At 71.4% G+C, this 18,800-nt stretch carries 12 protein-coding genes; 5 read left to right on the top strand and 7 right to left on the bottom strand.

From position 1 onward, the window contains the following. A partial coding sequence (locus FL344_RS35050) for a serine/threonine-protein kinase (protein WP_141621593.1) occupies positions 1-3,407 on the top strand: 3,407 nt, incomplete at its 5' end. Between the two features lie 6 nt (positions 3,408-3,413). Here the strand turns inward: FL344_RS35050 and FL344_RS35045 are convergent. The 3 genes from FL344_RS35045 to FL344_RS35035 all read right to left on the bottom strand — a co-directional run bounded on the left by FL344_RS35045 (position 3,414) and on the right by FL344_RS35035 (position 6,092). Beyond that, a complete protein-coding gene (locus FL344_RS35045) occupies positions 3,414-3,764 on the bottom strand; it encodes a hypothetical protein (RefSeq protein ID WP_228558578.1) in 351 nt (116 codons plus the stop codon). A 183-nt stretch (positions 3,765-3,947) separates the two neighbouring features. Continuing rightward, entirely contained in the window at positions 3,948-4,295 is a 348-nt protein-coding gene (locus FL344_RS35040; RefSeq protein ID WP_141594215.1) for a hypothetical protein, read from the bottom strand. 183 nt (positions 4,296-4,478) lie between these two features. After that, on the bottom strand, positions 4,479-6,092 hold the full coding sequence (locus FL344_RS35035) for a sigma 54-interacting transcriptional regulator (protein ID WP_141594214.1): 1,614 nt from the start codon (positions 6,090-6,092) through the stop codon (positions 4,479-4,481). A gap of 332 nt (positions 6,093-6,424) precedes the next feature. Between FL344_RS35035 and FL344_RS40155 the strand changes: the two genes are divergently transcribed. The 3 genes from FL344_RS40155 (at position 6,425) to FL344_RS35025 (ending at position 7,583) form a co-directional block, all read left to right on the top strand. Beyond that, a complete protein-coding gene (locus FL344_RS40155; RefSeq protein ID WP_194863368.1) occupies positions 6,425-6,574 on the top strand; it encodes a hypothetical protein in 150 nt (49 codons plus the stop codon). A 104-nt stretch (positions 6,575-6,678) separates the two neighbouring features. Then, positions 6,679-7,056 carry a hypothetical protein gene (locus FL344_RS35030; RefSeq protein ID WP_228565595.1) on the top strand — a complete coding sequence of 126 codons (378 nt, stop codon included), beginning with the start codon at positions 6,679-6,681 and terminating at the stop codon, positions 7,054-7,056. Next, positions 7,050-7,583, top strand: coding sequence for a DUF3592 domain-containing protein (locus FL344_RS35025; RefSeq protein WP_141621592.1), 534 nt, complete (start codon positions 7,050-7,052; stop codon positions 7,581-7,583). Before FL344_RS35030 ends, FL344_RS35025 begins: the two co-directional genes overlap by 7 nt. A 10-nt stretch (positions 7,584-7,593) precedes the next feature. Here FL344_RS35025 and FL344_RS35020 read toward each other — a convergent pair whose 3' ends face one another. From FL344_RS35020 to FL344_RS35005, 4 genes are read right to left on the bottom strand one after another with little or no spacing between them, the layout of a single operon-like run. Then, the gene (locus FL344_RS35020) at positions 7,594-9,093 is read right to left on the bottom strand and encodes a DUF4388 domain-containing protein (protein ID WP_141594212.1); all 1,500 of its coding nucleotides are present in this window, start codon (positions 9,091-9,093) and stop codon (positions 7,594-7,596) included. Between the two features lie 19 nt (positions 9,094-9,112). Further along, the gene (locus FL344_RS35015; protein WP_141621591.1) at positions 9,113-10,963 is read right to left on the bottom strand and encodes a response regulator; all 1,851 of its coding nucleotides are present in this window, start codon (positions 10,961-10,963) and stop codon (positions 9,113-9,115) included. Between the two features lie 38 nt (positions 10,964-11,001). Continuing rightward, positions 11,002-11,853 carry a diaminopimelate epimerase gene (gene dapF, locus FL344_RS35010; RefSeq protein WP_141621590.1) on the bottom strand — a complete coding sequence of 284 codons (852 nt, stop codon included), beginning with the start codon at positions 11,851-11,853 and terminating at the stop codon, positions 11,002-11,004. Between the two features lie 24 nt (positions 11,854-11,877). Then, positions 11,878-17,985: a methyltransferase domain-containing protein gene (locus FL344_RS35005; protein ID WP_141621589.1), complete on the bottom strand. Its 6,108-nt coding sequence runs from the start codon at positions 17,983-17,985 to the stop codon at positions 11,878-11,880. Between the two features lie 104 nt (positions 17,986-18,089). Here FL344_RS35005 and FL344_RS35000 point away from each other — a divergent pair. Continuing rightward, the coding region (locus tag FL344_RS35000) for an IF-2 protein (protein WP_228565594.1) at positions 18,090-18,800 on the top strand (711 nt) is incomplete at its 3' end.

Below are 18,800 nucleotides of genomic sequence, written 5' to 3'. Positions count from 1 at the left end.
GCGTGTCCCCGCCCCCCGCCGTAGAGCCGGACGGCCCCACCTTCCCGGTGCCGGACTGGGACCGCTACCAGCCCGTGCGCTTCCTGGGCCAGGGTGGCATGGGCCGGGTGTTCCTGGCGTATGACCCCATGCTCCGCCGCAACGTGGCGCTGAAGTTCGTGCGCGGGGACGACCCGGAGCTGGCCCGGCGCTTCCTCTCCGAGGCCCGCGCGCAGGCCCGCGTCCGACACGAGCGGGTGTGCGAGGTGTACGAGGTCGGCGAGGTGCGCGGCCGGGGCTACATCGCCATGCGCTTCGTGGACGGCCAGCCGCTGGGACAGCTGGCGCGCTCGCTCACGCTGGAGCAGAAGGTGCTGGTGCTGCGCCAGGCCGCCGAGGGCGTACACGCCGCCCATGGCGCGGGCCTCATCCACCGCGACATCAAGCCCGGCAACATCCTGGTGGAGCGCACCGAGGACGGCGGGCTGGCCCCCTTCGTCATGGACTTCGGTCTGGCGCGCGACTGGCGCGAGGAAGGCGCCGCGCCCAACGCCGTGCAGGGCACCCCGCACTACATGGCCCCGGAGCAGGCGCGCGGCGAGGTGTCCCGCCTGGACCGGCGCGCGGACATCTACGCGCTGGGCGCCACGCTCTATTCGCTCCTCACCGGCCGGCCGCCCTTCACCGGCGCCACCGAGGCGGAGGTCATCACCCGGCTCCAGCACGACGAGCCGGCGCCGCCGCGCGCACTCGATGCCGACATTCCGTCGGACCTGGAAGCCATCGTCCTCAAGTGCCTGGAGAAGCAGCGGCCCGCCCGCTACGACTCGGCGCGGGCGCTGGCGGAGGACCTGGAGCGGTTCCTCGAAGGAGAGCCCGTCCTCGCGCGACAGGGACTGGGCTACCGCCTGCGCCGCAAGGCCCGCAAGCACCGGGTGGCGCTGACGCTGGGCTCCGCGGCCCTGACGGTGGTGTTGCTGGCGCTCATCCAGGCGGGCATCGCCCGCGGCGAGGTGGCCGAGCGCGAACGCCTCACGCGCCGCTTCACCGAACGGGTGGAGCGCATCGAGGCCTCCGCGCGCTACTCCGCCCTGTCCCGCCTGCACGACACCCGTGAAGACCGGCGCGAGCTGCGCGCCAGCATGGACGCGCTGGAGGCCGAGGTGCGCGAGGCGGGCCCCCACGCGTTGGGCCCCGGCCAGTACGCCCTGGGCCGCGCGTTGCTCGTATTGGATGAGCGGGACGCCGCGCGCAAGCGCCTGGAGGCCGCGTGGGCCCAGGGCTACCGCGAGCCCCGGGTGGCCTGGGCGTTGGCTCAGGTGCTGGGAGACCTCTACCAGGAGCGGCTGCTGCTGGACGTGGAGCGCCGCAGCCCGGAGCAGCGCGAGGTCCGCCGCAAGGAGTTGGAGCAGAACTACCGGGACCCGGCGCTGGCCTACCTGCGCCAGGCCGAAGGCCCCGACGTCCCCGTCCCACCGCTGTATGTGAAGGCGCTGTTCGCCTTCTACGAGGGCCGCCACGAAGAGGCCCTGACCCACCTGGAAGCCATGGGCCGCGCGCAGCCCTGGTTCTACGAAGCGCCCCTGTTGCAAGGCGACGTGCTGCTGGCGCGGGCCACGCAGCGCTGGCACCAGGGCGACAAGGCCGGCTCACAGGAGGACCTGGACGCGGGCCGCCGCGCCTATGCCGCCGCCGTCGCCACCGCGGAGAGCCAGCCCATGGGCCACTACGTCCTGGCGCGCCTGGAGCTGGCCGCGCTGGTGATGGAGCTGTACGGCGAAGGCAACGTGCTGCCCCACTATGAGCGCGGCGTCGAAGCGGCGACCCGCGCGCTCACCGCCGCGCCGGACCACCACCGCTCGCTGGTCGTCCTCTCCCGCCTGCACCGCCGGCTCGCGGAGCAGCGCACCAGCCAGGGACGCGAGGACGCCGAGCCGCTGCTGGAGAAGTCCATCCGCGCCGCGCGCGAGGCCCTGGCCCTGGCGCCGCCCAGCGACCGTGTCGCGCTGGAGCTCGCCATCACCCACCGGCTGTGGGCCCGCTACCGCCAGGAGCGCGGGCAGGACCCGAGCGAGCAGCTCCGTCTGTCCATCGAGGCCTTCGAGCGCCTGCGCCCCGAGGAGCGCGACTATGCCTTCCACGCCAACCTGGGCCTGACCTATCAGGTGTGGGCGGACGCGGAAGCCGAGCGCGGCGTGGACCCGCTGGAGCACCAGGGCAAGGCGATTGACGCGTACCTGGAGGCCATCCGCGTGCGGGAGAACCAGGCCGACGCGTGGATCAACCTGGGCAACGCCCTGCGCCGCCGCGCTTCGAATCCACGCGCCACCGACGCCGCGGGAGATTTGACGCGGGCTCGTGACGCACTGGCGAAGGCGCTGGCGCTCAATCCCGGCAACGTCGTGGCCAGCTTCCGCGGCGCGGAAATCTCCGAGCAATTGGCGCGCTGGCGCTGGAGCCACGGCGAGCCCTTCGAGGCGGACCTGGAGCAGGCGCTGGCCCTGTTCCGGCAGGGACTGGGCATCAACGCGAAGCTCCCCCCGCTCCACAACGGGCTGGGCGCGGCGCTGCTGTGGCAGGCCGAGCAACGCTGGGAGGAAGGCGGCGCCCCCGAGCCCCTGCTCCAGCAGGCGCAGGCGGCCTTCGAGGAAGCCCGGACGCTGGCGCCCAGACAGGTGTACGCCCACAACAACCTGGGCGAGGTGTGGACCCTGAACGCCACCTTCCAGGCCGCGCGCAGGGAGAATCCAGGACCGAGTGGCCGCGCCGCCGTGGAAGCCTACCGTCAGGCGCTCTCGCTCCAGCCCCAGGACGCCGACCTCTGGGCCAACCTTGGCCGCGTGCAGACACTGCTGGCGACGTGGAGCCTGGAGACCGGCGGCGACCCACGGGCGGAGCTGGCGAAGGCCGAGGAGTCCCTGGCGCGGGCCACCACGCTGAATCCCCGCCAGGGCCACACGTGGCGCAACACAGGCGAGGCCCGCGCCCTCAAGGCCCGCTGGCTGGCGCACCGGGGCGCCGCTCAAGAATCGGACTTCGAGCTCGCGTCACAGGCCTTCCAGCAAGCCCTGTCCCTGGAGCCGCGCCGGCATGACTACCGGCTGACCACCGCGCGATTCCAGCTCGACTGGGCCGCGTGGCGTCAACAGCGGAACGAGGACGCCGCGCCGCTGCTGAACCAGGGGCTCGCGCTCGTGGCGGAAGTCCTGGCGGACCGGCCCAGGTGGGCGCGGGCCCAGGCGCTTCGTGGCGGCGGGCTGCTCGCCCTGGCGGAGACACGCGCCTCCTCCGAGCAACGGCAGGCCTGGCGCATCGAGGGCCAGGAGGCGTTGCGGCAAGCACTGGCCCGCAACCCTCACCTGGAACCCGAATGGAGTGGCCGGCTCGGCGCAGCTCGCGAGCCGCTGGCCGGCCCTCCTACGCCCTGACGTGGCTCAGCACTCCTTGGGCGGGTCCGTCGTCACGTCCAGGTTGCCGTTCTTCGTCTCCAGCTCGCTTCCCAGGCCCGACGCCGCGGGCGCGCTGGGGACTTCCACTGTGAATGGATACGAGCCGACCGCGGCCCCGTCGGAAACGGGGTCATCGCGCTGGGCGGCGGACAGAGAGGTGTTGTTCAAGCTGAACGACGCCGTCGAATCCAGGCACGCGGGGGGATTCACCGTCACGTCCGATGCGCCGCCAATCATTTCAATGGCGAAACGGACCGTGTCGCCGTGCCGAACCTTGTTGTTGGGGATGTAGCTCAGGTTCCCGGACTTGTTGATGAGAACAGTGACGATGGCCATGGGCCGTGGCTCCTGTGCCCCGCTGGGGCGTGTGATGAACTGCCGACTGCTGTGATTTGCACACACCATACCAGACAGGTCTGGTTCACAGCGCCCTCGAAGACTCACCAGCGGAGCATGGCCTCATCGGCATCTGGACGCGTCAGCCCACCCATGAGGTCTGGCCTGACACGTCAGGGCGGCTCAGAGCTTCGGCGGATCCGTCGTCACGTCCAGGTTGCCGTTCTTCGTCTCCGCCTCGCCTCCGAGGTGAGGCTTCTCCGGCAAAGGAGGGACTGTCACCGTGAACAGATACGGCTTGTACGCGGCCGATTCAGAGACCGGGTCCTCGTAGATGGGGGGCGCCGCGGAGGTCTGGTCCAGGGTGAAGGGATTCGTGTCAACCAGGCACGTGGGCGGATTCACCGTTGCCCAAGCAGGACCGTTGACCGGGTCGAGCACGAAACGGACTGTGTACCCGCGCCCGACCTGATTGCTGGGCTCGTAGACCAGATCCCCCGACTTCTTGATGGTGACGGTGACAACGGTCATGGGCGCGGCTCCCGTACCCCCAATGGGGCAATGAGAAGGATTGCTGCGGGCTGTGAGTTGCAGGCACCGTACCAGCCAGGCATGGCGCGCGGCCCCTCGACAATCGACACCCGAGCCACCCCGAAAAGGCAAATGGACGCGTCAACCGAACCCATCAGGTCCGGGTTGACGCGTCAGCCAACACTACCCACCACTGAGGCCCAGCTCCCGGACCCGCCGCTGGAGCGCGCGCTTGGAGACCTCCAGCCGCTGCACCATCTGGTCGAGGTCGCCCTCGCACTCATGGAAGCAGCGCGTGATTTCCTCGGGGCTCAAGTCGCGCGCGGTGCGCAGGAGCGAGCTCTTGTCGATGAGGACGTAGACGGACGGCCGGGGAATGCCCAGCCAGTCCGCGGTGGCCTTGAGGTCCCAGGAGCAGGCGCGAAGGGCCTCCAGCAACTCCTGCTCGCCCACGTCCGCGGGCTTGCGTCGCGGTGCCTTCGCTCCGTCGCCCCCCTCCTCACCCGTGCGCGCGGTCAACGGACGCCCGGGGACCGGCTGCGCGTCCGCGTCCAGCACCTGCTCCAGCCGTGCATCGGCGCGCAGCCCCGGCATGCCCCGGCTGCCAATGACGAGCTGACGGGTGACGTTGCGCAACTGGCGGATGTTGCCGGACCACGCGTGGCGCACCAACTGGACGGCCAGGGCCGCGGGCAGCCAGGGCTCGGCACGCGGGTCCGAGGACGTCAGTTGACCGCCCTCCCCCATGGCCTCCAGTTCCTGGCGAGCGAAGTGGAGGAAGAGCAGGCCCACGTCCTCGCGGCGCTCGCGCAGCGGAGGCACCAGGATTTCAAAGCCGGCCAGCCGGTGCAGCAGCGGGGCCTTGAAGGTGCGATCCTGGATGCGGGCCTCCAGATGCGCGTCCGTGGCGGAGACCAGCCGGACGTCGACAGGCACCGGCGTATGGCCGCCCACTGGATAGATTTCGCCCGTCTCCAGCACGCGAAGCAGCGCGGCCTGCACCTCGGGCGGCGCCTCGCCAACCTCATCGAGGAAGAGCGTCCCGCCCTCGGCCGCGCGGAAGAAGCCTTCCCGGTCCCGGCTGGCGCCCGTATAGGCCCCGCGCTGCGCGCCGAAGAGCTCCGCGGCGACCAGCTCCTTGGCGAGCGCTCCCAGGTTGACGCTGACGAAGGGACCGGCGCGGCGGGGACCACTGGCGTGGATGGCGCGCGCCACCAGCTCCTTGCCCGTGCCTGTCTCGCCTCGGATGAGCACCGGCACGGCGAGGTCGGCCACCCGGATGATGTCCTCGCGCACGCGGTGGATGCCCTCGCCGTGGCCGACGATGCCCAGGTCCAGCACGCCCGGCTGACGGAAGGACGAGGCCAGGTGGAGCAACAGCACCACGCGATCGGCCAGCACCAGCGGCACTCCAGCGGACAGCTCCTCGCGAGAGAACTCCCGGCCGCCCACGACGGGCTCGTTCGCCACGCGCACCTGGGTGCCGTCCTCCGGCACCAACATCCGGAGGCCGCCTCGTGGGCCGGGCTCGAACTCCACCGGCTTGCGGCTGAGGAATGGGTCTCCCAACGGGAGGGCCATGAGCCCCCCGGGCCGGGAGAAGTCCGGCGCGTTGCGTGACAGGGCCGCCGTGCGCCCCTGGGACGCAAGCACCTCCAGCAACAGCCGCTCGCCAATGCGCTGCGGCTGGGGATGGGACACAATCGTCAAGGCGGGCACGGAGAGCGCCACCGGGCTCTGCCCGGCCTGTGCGCGGCCCGCGGTGGTCGACATGTCTGCGGCGAGTTTCTGCTGCATGGGTATTCGTGTGAGTCCTGGGATACCCGTTGAGCCTACACCTCCAGAAGCCCGAGCGCTGGGTTCATCCACCGAGGAAACGACGTGAGAATCCCGTGAGTTGGGTGAAGTGGCTGGTGCCGGGCCGCGACCTGTCCTCCTCCGCGGCCGCCAACCTCCGACCCCATGGGATACGTCCACAGCCTCCGAGACTTCGCTTCCCCGCATGAGGGGGCGCACACGCACTGTCCGCATCTTCACACCCGATGCGTATGACGCCTCACCTGACAGGTCCTTTCCATGCAGGACTTGCAGAACGTGTTCGCCCATCCCGAGTCCGCGCGCTTCGATACTTGGTGCACCAACCTCCGTGGGACGAGCCCCGAAGCAACGTGGCGGCCCGGGCCGAGCCCTTCGTGGGCTTCGTCATTGAAACACTGAAGCCATACATCGAACGCACGTACCGCGCCCGCAAGGGGCCCTGGACGGGGCGGCTACGCTGACCACGAGCGGGACTTGCAACGGCGGCTGCCGGAGGCCATGCGCTGGCTGCTGGGAAGACGGCCCCGGCCAGCGCGTCACGGGAGAATGGTAGGGTTTCCGCCAGATGGACGCATTGCTCCCCGCCACGCCCACCGAGTTCTTCGTCTTCCTCCTCTTCGGCGGCATCCTCGCCTACGCCGCATGGGTCGTCGGGAGCTTCGCCCGCGACGCGGCGGTGGAGCGGCAGGTGCTCAAGCACGGCGAGGACGCCGAGGCCACGGTGCTCGAGTTGCGCGACACGGCCTTGCGCGTCAACCGCCGTCCCGTCTTCGAGCTGCTCCTGGAGGTCCGTCAGAGGGGACGCGCGTCGTATCAGGCGCGAGTGAGGAAGCGGCTGGGTCCGCACCAGAGCGTCGGGGCGCCACCCCGGAAGAGTTCGAGGCGAAGAAGGCGCAGATTCTCGCGCGTATCTGAGAACGCGCATCGAGGTGCTGGGTGCTGACCGCGGTCCTGACGATGTTGCCCTTCCTGCTCTTCGCGCTCGTCGGCTTCGGCGCTGCGAGGTTCTTCGTCTATTCGCACGTGCAGACGCAGCGCCTTCGCGAGCACGGGACCGCCGGCGAGGCCACCATCCTCCGGATGGAGCGCACGTCGATGCGGATCAACAAGAGTTACGTCTACGACTTCCTGCTGGAGTTCGAGGTGCCGGGCCTCCCCACCTACAGGCGGCAGCACCGCAGCCGGGCGCATGATTGGAAGGCCTTCATCCTGGAGCCCGGCGTGCGCCTCAAGGTGAAGATCGATCCGAACGACCCGCAGCGGTTCGTCGTCCTGGGGCCCGTCAATCAGCAGCGCCCCCAGAGCATCCAGGCCCTCGTCGCGGCGGCCACTGGCTTCACCGAGGCCAGAACCGTGGCCCCTGCGGACCCGGTGAAGGCCCTGAAGGACCTCCAGTCGATGCTCGACAACGAGCTCATCACACAGGACGAATATGCGCAGAAGAAGGCGGAGATTCTCGCGCGGCTGTGAAGCGCCCTGCCTACACGATGGACGCGGCGGCCCGCTGCACCTGGGGCACGCCGGGCAGCGTGGGCGCCGGGTTGAGCGCCTGGACCAGCAACGAGCGCAGCGCGTCCGCCAGGTCATCCCCCGAGCCCAGGGCCCCCGCGGGAGCCCCCTGCAACGCCGGCGGGACCTCCGCGCCCACCACCACCACCGGCATCCGGACCTCCCAGGCCAGGTAGTGCGCGAGCCGCACGGAGGGCTCGGCCACATCCATCAGCAGCGCGCCCATGGCGCCCGCCGTGAAGGGACGCCACAGCGGCCGCGCCGCCTCCGCGGGAGGCAGCACGCAGAAGTCCAGGCGCAGCACCTCGCTGAGCACCAGGCGCCCCAGGGTGCCGAAACCGCTCTTCACCGCGGTGGGCTCGGCCGACAGCGCTTCCATACCGGGCATGCGGGAGAGGACCCGCCGGGCCGCGCTCGCGCCACTGCCGCACACGAAGATTTTCGCGGTGGCCACCTTCGCGGGCGCTCGCGTGCGGAGAATCCGGCCGCGCAGCGCGTGTACCTCCGCCGCGCCCAGCAGCTCACCGGACGCAGCCTCCACGCCGTCCCCGTCCGCGGCCCTCGCCACGCCTCGCTGCATGAGCGTGGTGAGGACGTTGAGCACCTCCAGGTCGGTGGCCGGCGCCAGGTCCAGCACCTCGCCCAGGGCGCGTGGCTGGCGAAGCAGGTCCACCACCTGCTGCGTCACCGGATGCTGGTCTCCTTGCAGGTCCGCGTCCGGCGCGAGCATCAGCCGCGTGTGGCGCGGCGGCAGGCCTGGCATCAGCCGGTTCACCTCGTCCGACTGGCGCATGCCCTCCAGCAGCGCGTCATCCATGCCGCGGTTGATGCGCGGCCGTGCCGTGTTGCCTCCGGGCGAGAAGGTGAACGTCCCGTCCACCCACGCCAGCAGGCGGAACAGGGCCTTCTCCCCTTCCACGCGCCCCAGCTTCGCGTTCACCGGGCGGCCTTCGACGACGGAAATCTCACCCCGGTCGTTGCCGCGCTCCAGCGTCAGCCGGCCGCTGCGCCGGTTCATGCCCAACAACTGCATCAGGTCCGGGATGCTGAGCTGGCTGAGCGAGCCTTCGATTTCCTGCTGCTCGCTCTTGAGGTCCTTGGCCGCCTCGCTGCGCCGGAAGATGTGCTCGATGCGGCTGAGCACCTCGTCCAGGTTGAAGGGCTTGCGCAGGTAGCCGTCCCGCAGGCCGCGGAGCCGGTCCGACTCGAAGCTCGCGGTGGTGAGCACCACCGGGATGTCCTCGGTGCGCGGGTTGGTGCGCAGAATCTGGATGAAGGTGCGCGCGTCCAGCAGCCGGCAGGCCTCGTCGAACAGCGTGAGGTCCGGGTGGCGCAGCACGGCCACCTCCAGGGCCCGCGAGCCATCCGGCGCGTAGTGCACCTGATAGCCCTTGGTGCGCAGCGCCCGCGACAGCGAGCGCACGGACTCGAGGTCAGGGTCGGCGATGAGGATTTTCCGGACCGGGGCCACGGTGGCGCTCCGCTTCGTGTCAGTAGGGCTGCAGGTCGTATTCGGCCTGCAGCTTGGAGATGAGCCCGTCCACCACCGCGGTGTCCGAGGTGTGGAACCCCCACGTCGCTCCGTGGCCCCGCCGCTGGATGAGCGCGTAGGCCGCGTTCTCGGAGAGCCAGAGGATGAACTCGTGCCGCGCGATGCGGTCGTCGCCTTCCAGGAACACGGGCGTCAGCGCGGGGTGTGACTCCAGGTCGACGCGGCGGCCCAGCAGGTAGATGCGCGACGCCAGATCGGGAGGCGCGGACTCCAGCCCGGCGGCGATGTTCAGGTCCGTGCGAATCTCCGGCCCGCCCACGTACAGCAGGCCGCGCGAGCCTGGGTCCCGCATCATCTCCCGGGCAATCTCCGCCTGGAGCTCGTCGAAGAGGACGTCGGACACCTTGCCCCGGCGGCTCGGCTCGGAGCGCTCGTCCACCGGCAGCCGGGGACTGTTCGGCGTGCCCAGCAGCAGGTCCACCTCGTCCCAGAAGGGCAGCCCGTCCAGCATCAGCCGGCGCTGCAACGACGCGCGCCGCTCGTCCATGCGGCGGCGGCAGCGGTGCACCAGCTCGTCGAAGTCCTCGCCGTCCTTGGGGAAGGTGCTGGCCCCGCCCACCATCGCCAGTGGGAGGCGCTGGTCCACCTCCATGGCCTCGGGCTCCTCACGCACGGCGGCCACGGCGCGGCGCACGAACATCAGCGCCCCGAAGAAGTCCGTCTCCGGGAGCAGGAGGTAGAACTCCTGGTCGCTCGCCTTCGCGATGACGTCCGAGTCGCGGATGATCTTGCTGAGCGCCTTGATGATGCCGCGCACCGCCTTCTTCGCGTCCGCCGCGCCCTGGCGCACTCGCACCAGCGGCAGGTTGTCGATAGAGAAGGTCAGCAGGGAGAACGTCCGCCCGTAGCGCCGGGCCTTGTAGATTTCCTTGGACGCGTAGTCGGTGAAGTAGCTGAGGTTGTACGCCGCCGTCTCGCGGTCTCTCAGGCCCAGGCGCTGGAGCGCGAGCATCTTCCGGCCGTTCTTCAGGCCCACCGCCGCGAAGTCACCCAGCACGCGAGCATCGCGCGAATGCTCGGGCCGGAAGTCCCCCGACAGCGGGTCGGAGAGCTGCGCCAACCCGACGACCTCCCCCGACGCCACCAGGGGCACGTACATCACCGACGAGCGCTCGTCGCGAGCCAGCCACGGCTGGGCCTCTCGCAGGCGTCCGGACAGTGGCCCTTCCGGGCTCATCTTCTCCGCGAGGAACTGCCGGTCCAGCAGCCCGCGGTAGGCCCGCAGCACCAGGTCTCCCCGGTCGTCCACCACCCACAGCGCGGCGCTCTGCGCGTCGCAGATGGCCGCCAGCTCCGAGGTGAGCCGCTCCTGGAGCCACTCCAGGTCGGGATGGGACAGGAGTTCCAGGCAGCGCTGGTGCAGGTTGTGGAAGCGGGCGAACTCCAGGTTCTCGTCACGAAGCTGCGTCCGCTCGCGGCGCAGGGACGCGCGCTCCAGCGCCCGGTCCACGGCGAGCAGCATGTCGTTGGCGTTCACCGGCTTGGAGAGACAGTCCGCCGCGCCCGAGCGCAGCGCCACCTCCGAGCCCCGGATGTCGGTGCGCTGGCTGACGAGGATGACCTCCTGGTCGGGGTCCCGCTCGCGCAGGCGCGCGGTGAGAGCGAAGCCGTCCACGCCTGGCATCACCACATCGGTGATGACCAGGTCGAACGACGTACGTGCCGCCTCTTCGAGCGCGAGCGTTGCGTTCTCCACGGCCACCACGCGATGCCCGTTATGCGTGAGCAAGTCGCTGGCGAGCTGACGGAAGAACTTGTCGTCGTCGACGACGAGGATGGGTCCGGCCACGGCGCGTTCTGACCTGGGGGCGAGAGGAACGCGGGAGGTTACCGGCCCGAAGGAATCGCGACAACGCCCTCGAAGACGAAGGCCACCGGTCCACGGAGGCGGATGTCGGACAGGTCGGCGGGGACGCGGATGCTCAGGTCTCCCCCTGGCAGGGTGACGCGCAGCCAGGCATCGGCCGGGAGCCGTTTGGCCAGCACAGCGGCCACGGCGGACGCGCAGGCGCCCGTCCCACAGGCCTGGGTGAGGCCGCAGCCTCGCTCCCAGACCACCACGGTGAGGCCGTCCGAGTCCACACGGACGAACTCCACGTTGGTGCGGTCCGGGAAGGACGGGTGGTGCTCCAGCAGGGGCCCCAGGCGCGAGGCATCCTCCAGCGGCTGGTCCAGGAGGACCATGTGGGGATTGCCCATGCTCACCGCGTAGGCGCGCAGGGGCGGATGGCCCGGCACCAAGGCATCCAGAAAGGGCTGCCCCGTGGCGCCCGAAGGCAGGTTGGGGGCCACCAGCCGGGCGGGGCCCATGGAGATGTCCACGGCCGCCACGCCGCCCTCGCCATACGAGGGGTAGCAGGTGAGCACGCCCGCCCCGGTCTCCACGTCGATGTGGCCTGGCGTCCGGCCCGAGTCATCCACCAGGAACTTCACCGCGCAGCGCAGGCCGTTGCCGCACATCTCCGCGATGCTGCCGTCTGCGTTGTGCACGACCATGCGGGCGATGCCACGCTCGGAGGGCAGCAGCGCCAGCACCCCGTCCCCGCCGATGCCCAGGCGCCGGTCGCACATCCACCGCGACGTGGCGGCGTCGATGTCCTCGCCGGAGCCGCGCCGGTCCAGCACGACGAAGTCATTGCCCAGGCCCTGATACTTGAAGATGCGCTCGCGAGCTTCCACGGGCGCAATCCTAGTCGCGAGCGGCTATTCGCGCTCGTCCGGCTTCGGGGGCATTTTCTGGGGCGGTAGGTCCAGCGCGGGCACCGCGCCTCGGGGGCGCCGCGCCGGGGCCTTGGCGCCCTGCTCCGTCCCGGCTGGGGGGACCAGCTCATTCCGAGCCGGCTCGGGCGCGTCCAACAGGGCGAAGCTGTCCGCGCGGGACACCGGCCGCTGCGCCGCGGCCAGCTCGGCCTCGCGGTCCGCGAGCTTCTGCTGGAGGTCCTCCACCAGGGATTGGAGGAGCTCCATCTCCGCGGCCATCTCCAGCACGTCTTCGGGCTGGGAGGACACCTTGAGGGACTCCACGGTGGACAGGAGTTCGGTCCGCTCCGCCTCCAGCGCGTCCACCCGGGCCTTCTGGGACTGGAGCTGGGTTTCGAGCCCCCGGAGCTGTTCAGCGAGCTGGGAGCGCTCGGTCTGGAGCAATGCGAGCTGCCCGGCTGCGCTGCCGTCGTGCTGCTGGAGCTGCTGCGTGGCCACTTCGAGCGCCTGGGACAGGCGGGTGCGCTCGGCGCGCTCGGCGTCGAGGATCCGGACGGCGTCGGTGGACGCGGCTTCCAGGGCGGTGACGCGGCCTTCCAGGCGGACCCGGGCGGCGCGGGCGACGGACAGGTCGGACTGGAGGCGCTCGCGGTCGGAGTCCGCACGAGCGAGGCGCTCCTGGGCGGACTGAAGCGTGGCCGCCCGCTCCGTGGCGGCGGTCAAGTCGGCGCGGAGCACATCGAGCTGGGATGTGAGCTCGGCGACGTGGGCTTCCAGTGTGGCCCTGTCGGCTTGGGCACGGTCAGCGGTGTCGGCGAGCCGGGCCGCGCGGTCGCTGGCCTCTGCCAGTTGCGCGTTGAGATTCGCGGAGGCCTCGGCGAGCCGCGATTCCAGCTCCGCTTGCTGTGCCTCGAACCGAGCGTTGAGGTCCGCCAGCCGGGTCTCCGACTCGGCGCGCTGTGCCTCTGCGGAGGCCGCGACTTCCGCGAGCCGGGACTCCAGTTCGCCACGCTGCGCCTCGGAGCTGGCCACGGCGTCCGCCAACTGAGCCTCCAGCGCGCCGCGCTGTGCATCCGCGTTGACCGCGACTTCCGCCAGCCGGGCCTCCAGCGCGGTGCGTTCGGCCTCGGTGCGAGCAGCAGCCTCCGCGAACTGCTGCGCCGCCTCCACACGTAGCGCATCGGAACGAGAGACAGCTTCCGCGAGCTGCGCCTCGAGTTCGGAGCGCTGGGCGTTGGAACGCGCGACGGCTTCCGCGAGCTGCGCTTCAAGTTCGGCGCGCTGAGCATCAGAACGCGAGACGGCGTCCGAGAGCTTTCCTTCGAGTTCGGCGCGCTGGGCCTCCAGCTCGCTACGGGCCCGCGCCAGCCCATCGGCGGAGTCCGTGAGCTGGGCCTCCAGCGCGTTCGCCCTCGCCTGCTCCGTGGCGGCGGCCTCGGTCGCGCGGGCCAGCTCGGTCCGCAGCGTCTCCAGCGCGGCGCGCTCGGCTTCGAGCGAGTTCTCCATCGCAGTGGCCTTGCCCGCGAAGCGCCGCGCCGTCTCGAGTTGCACCATGAGCAACTCGGCGTTCTCCCGCTGCGCCGCGAGCCGGTCCTTCGCATCCACCAACTCGGCATCGAGCCGAGCGATGTGCATGCCCCGCTCGTTCAGGGCCGCCATGGCGCGCTGGAGCTGTGCCCCCAGACGCATGCTCTCCTGCCGCGCGGCGCCCAGATGCGCCAGTTCCTGCTGCGCCGCGGCCAAGGCCGTCCGTTCGCGGTCTCGCTCCGCGGTCAGCGCTTCGACTTCGCCCTGCTGCCGCTCCGCCCGAGCAAGCGCGTCGTCCAGCGCACGCTCGACCGCGGAGAGTCGCTCCTGCGCGGCGGCTTCCTGCCGGGTCAGCGCCTCGCGAGCCTCGGTGGCGGCCTCACTGACACGGCCCGCCTCCGCCTCACGCTCCGCGACCTGCTCACGCAGCTGGGCGACCTGCGCCTCCAGCGCCTCGATGGTTCCCGCACGCTCGGCGAGCTGGGCATCCGCCGCGCTTCGGGCCGACTCAAGGTCCGCCAGGGACTGAGCCAGCGCGACCGCACGCGCCGCATCCGACTCCTGCGCCGCGAGCGCCTCCGCAAGCCGGGACTCCAACGCCGAGCGCTGTTCCTTCGCGGTGTCCTCCGCCCACGCCCGCTCCGACTCCAGGCGCGTCACGGTATCGCGCAGCTCCTGCTCGCGAGCCTCGGCCGCCAGGCGCTGCGTTTCGAGCGCTCGCTCCTGCTCGGCCATGACACGTTCGGCGGCAGCCAGCCGCTCCTGCCGGGCCTGGTCGCGCTCGGACGCCTCCGTGCGCAGCGTTTGCAGCGCGGACTCCGCATCGGTTCGCGTGCGTTGCTCCGCTTCGAGCACCGCGCGGACCTGCGCCAACGCAGCTTCGGCCTCGGCGCGGCCCTGCTGCTCAGACTCCAGTGCCGAGCGAGTCTGTCCAAGCGCGGCACCGGTATCGGCGCGAGTCTGCTGCTCCGCTTCGAGCGTCGCACGCGACTGCGTCAGTGCAGACTCAGCCTGAGCGCGCGCCTGCTGCTCCGCGGCAAGGGCCTCACGGGCCTGGGACAGGGCGGACTCGATGGCCGCGCGAGCCTGCTGCTCCGCCGTGAGCGTTTCACGAGACCGCGACAGGGCGGTCTCAAGCTCGATAAGCGTCTGCTGTTCCGCCGTCAGCGACTCACGCGACTGCGACAGGGCCGTCTCAAGCTCGGCACGAGCCTGCTGCTCCGCCTCGAGTGCCGCACGAGCCTGTGCGAGAACGGACTCGGTCTCCGAGCGAGCCTGCTGTTCCGCAACGAACGCCTCGCGAGACTGCGCCAGCAAGGCCTCGGTCTCGGCGCGAGCCTGCTGTTCCACCGCGAACGCCTCGCGAGACTGCGCCAGCAAGGCCTCGGTCTCGGCGCGAGCCTGCTGTTCCGCCGCGACCGCCTCGCGAGACTGCGCCAGCACCGCCTCGGCCTCGGCGCGAGCCTGTTGCTCCGCCGCGAACGCCTCGCGAGACTGCGCCAGCACGGCCTCGACCTCGGCGCGCGTCTGCTGTTCCGCAGTCAGCGCAGCACGCGCCTCGGACAGGGAAGCTTCGGCATCGGCCAGCGACTGCTGTTCCGCCCCGAGCGTCGCACGGAGCTGAGCCAGCGAGGCCTCCGCCTCCGAGCGAGCCTGCTGCTCCACCCCAAGCAACCCCTGCACGCGAGCCAGCTCGGCCTCGCCATCGCCGCGCCCCTGGCGTTCGACGTCCAGGTCCGCACGAGCCTGGGCAAGCGCCTCACGCTCCGCTGCGAGCGCCTCCTGCGCCTGGGCACGCGCCTCGCGCTCGGAAGCCGCCTCGGCCTGGAGCCGGGTGACGACCTCGTCCGCGCCGAAGGCACGCTCCCGCATCGCGGTGAGCTCCGCGGCCAGCCGCTCACGCTCCTCACGCTCGGAAGCGAGCGCCGTCTGGCCCCGAGCCTCGTGCCGAACCAGCGCCTCCTGGGCCGAAACCAGCTCCGCCTCGGTCCGCGCGCGCAGCGCCAGCGCCTCGTCCAAGCGAGCCTGAACGCCTACAAGCGAGTCCTCCGCCTGAGCCCGTCGCTCCGCCTCCGCGGTGAGCGCCACCTCCAGCCGCGCGCGCTCTTGTCCCTCCACCTGGAGCAGCGCCTGCGCATCCCCGAGCGCCGCTTCCCACCGAGCGCGCCGCTCCTCTTCGGAAGCAAGCGCGTCCCGAACCTGGGTCAGCGACTGGCGAGCCTCATCCAGTCCAGCCTGAGTCTCAGCGAGCGTCGCCTCCGCGTCACTGCGCCGTGCCTGCTCGGCCTCGAGCTGCGCACGCAGCGCCTCCAACGCAAGGGCCCGCCCCTCCTGTTCGGAGTCCAGCGAGGCCCGGACCTCCGCCAGGGAGTTCTCCAGCGCCGTGCGCCGAGCAACCTCCGCGTCCAACGCCTCACGGGTCCGCGAGAGCGTGGCCTCGGCGTCCGTCAGCCGCAGCGCCGCGCCCTCCAGCTTCCCACGCGCCAGCCGCAGCGCCTCTTCCACCGCGGCCCGGGCCTCACGCTCCGAGTCCAGTTCCCCGCGAACGCGCCCGAGCTGTTCCTCCGACGCCTGCCATTCCAGGTGCGCGGACTCCAGCTCCTCACGGGCGGTCCGCAGCGCGGACTCCAGCTCCTCCGCGCGCTCCGAGGACTGCCGCCCCGTACGAGCGTGCGAGGAAGCCTCGGCCTCCAGCTCCACCACGCGCCGGACCAGGGCCGCGCGCTCCTCCGCCAGCTCCTGCCGCCGGGCCTCGACCTCGCCCTTCGCGGAGACCTCATCAAGGACCTGCTGCTCCAACGCCGTCGCCCGAGCCCGCTCGTCCTCCAGCTCGCGCTCCAGCGACGTCAGACGAGACTGGAGCGCGTCCCGCTCCGTCTCCAGCGCCTGCCCCAGGCGCTCCTCGGTCCGAGCGCGCTCCGCCTCCAGCGCCTCCAACCGCTGCGAGGCGTGATGAAGCGACTCCTCCCACTTCTGCGCCGTGGCCCGCGCGGAAGCCTCCGCGTTCGTCAGGGCCTCCACCTCCTGACCCAGGCGGGACTGCGACTCGCGAGCGGCGGCCAGCTCCGTCTCCAGACCCCGGACCTCCGCCTGGAGCGACTCCAGCCGCGACTCCGCGTCCTTCTGAGCTCCCTCCGCCGAGGCCGTCCGCTGCCGCGCGTCCACCAGCTCCCGAGCCGTACGCGCCAGCTCCGCATCCTTCACGGAGACGGCGGCGCCCGCGTCCCGGGACGTCTCCGCCGCCTGAGCCGCCTCGGCCTTCAGGTGCTCCACGGCCGCCAGGGCCGCCGAGTACTGCTCCGCGATGCGCAGCTCCCGCTCGCGCGCGGCCTCCGCGGCACGCCGACGGTCCTCGGACTGCTCCCCGGCGCGCTCGGCCGCCAGCCGGTCCCGCTCGCGCTCGATGCGCAGCGTGGCCTGCTCCTCCTGGAGGTCCCGCACCTGCGTATACGCCTGCGTCAGCCGCTCGCGGGCCTCCTCTAGAGAAGCCGCCGTCTCCTCACGACGAGCACGCTCCAGCCGCAGCGACTCCTGGGCCGCCAACACCTGCACGCCCGCGTCCGCCTGGGCACGCTGCGCGGCCTCCACCTCCAGCCGCTGCGCCGCCAGCCGCCGGTCCGCGTCGGCCAGCCGCTCCTGCGCCACCTGGAGCTCCAGCTCGCGGCGCCGCAGCTTCCCGGACAGGTCGTCCCGCTCGCGCTGTGCCTCCTGACTCCCCCGCGCCTGCTCCAACTGCGCGGTGAGCCGGGCCACCTCATCCCGGGCCGTCTCCAAGGAGGGCCGCAGCGACGCCGCCTCCGCCTCCCGGTCCGTCAGCTCCGCGCGGAGCTTCGTCAGCGACTCCTTCAACCGGCCGCTGCGCTCCTCCCAGGACTTCGCGCGCGCCACCACTTCATCGAGCTTGCCCCGCGTGAAGGCCAGCGGCTCGGGAGGCAGCTGCACCCAGGTCGGGTCCACCACGCGCGCCGGGTCCTGCCCCGCCACCACCAGGAAGTAGGCGGCCTCGCTGTGATTCACCAGGGTGCCGTCCACCTGGAGTCCTTCGCCCCGCTCGAAGGCGAGCTGGTAGCCCAGCACCGGGGACTGCGTGGCCACCTCCACAGAGGCGAAGTGGACCGACAGGGCGTCCAGCAATTGACCATAGGTGGGCGGCACGCCCTCCTCGGCCTCCAGCAACTGGGGCAACGCGAGCCCCGCGACGTTGCGCAGGCCGCCCACGAGGAAGCCCTGCTTCGTCACCAGCCGCGCCAGCTCCGCCAAAAGCTCCGGCGCTTTCACGTACGGCGCCAGGTCCGCGACCAGCACCACATCGAAGCTGCCCGACTCGAAGTCGTCGTAGACGTTGGCCCGGAAGCGCAAGGCGGGACCGCCGTGCGCCTTTTGCGCGGCCTCGACCGCCGCTACATCCCTGTCGCACGACACGACCGCGCGCGCGCCTCTCTCCACGAGGAAGCGTGCGCTCTCGCCCCCGGTGGAGGCGACCGCATCGACTTCCAGGACCCGTCGACGGGCGAAGAGGCTCTCCGCGAAAATGTAGCGGGGCAGCAGCTCGCTGGGCCCCAAGCGGCGGAATGTGTGGTGCATCGGTGTGTTCGGGAGTGGGAGTATACCCCCGGGCAGGCGCGCCCCAAGTTAAGCGCCGGGGCTGGAAATGGGCCCCGCGCTCGTACGTCAGGAGGGCAGGCGACATGAACGGAACGGCACAACAGGGATTCGGCTATCGGGCGCGGCGTACCTTCACGCGGCTCCTCGTCTTCACTCTCATCCTGGGCCTGGGCGGCGTGGTCGTCTTCCTCCTCTCCCAGCTCAACGCGCGCACCTTCACCCTGGCCCTCCAAGACGGACAGCTGGTGGTGATGAAGGGCCGCAACGCCCCCATGGGCGCGGTCCCCTACCGGACCGGGGACCCGCGGCTGGCGGACGCCTATGCGCCCGTCGCCATTGAAGGCCAGGACGTCTCGGCCCTCCTGACGCGCAAGTTCACCGACCGGGACGAGCTGGACCAGGCCCTGTTCCCCGTCCTGGAGAGCCTGGCCCGGCCGCGCATCGCGTCGGACGAGCCGGCCCGGGTCGACCAGGGCCTCTACTACCTCCGACGCGCGGAGAAGCTCTCCGGCATCACCGAGGAACAGCGCCTGACGCTCCAGAAGCACATGGTGGACGTGGCCTACTACCAGGCCCGGCAGAAGCTGGAGGACGCCCGCCGGCTGGTCAGCGAGGCCCTCACCCAGCTCAAGCTGGCCGCGGAGAGTCAGAGCCGCCACGCGCGCAGCGCCAACCAGATGCTGTCCGTCGTGGCCCCGCCGGCCCGCGACTTGGAGGAGTCGCTGCGGCGCGCCGTGCACACCCTCAGCGGCCCCCAGGCGGCCCCCCAGGCGCCGTCCCAGCCCGCGCCGCAG

Source organism: Myxococcus sp. AB036A, assembly GCF_006547355.1.
Taxonomy (GTDB): domain Bacteria; phylum Myxococcota; class Myxococcia; order Myxococcales; family Myxococcaceae; genus Myxococcus; species Myxococcus virescens.
The sequence above is the reverse complement of the archived record's forward strand: the minus strand, read 5'-3'. Positions and strand labels throughout refer to the sequence as shown.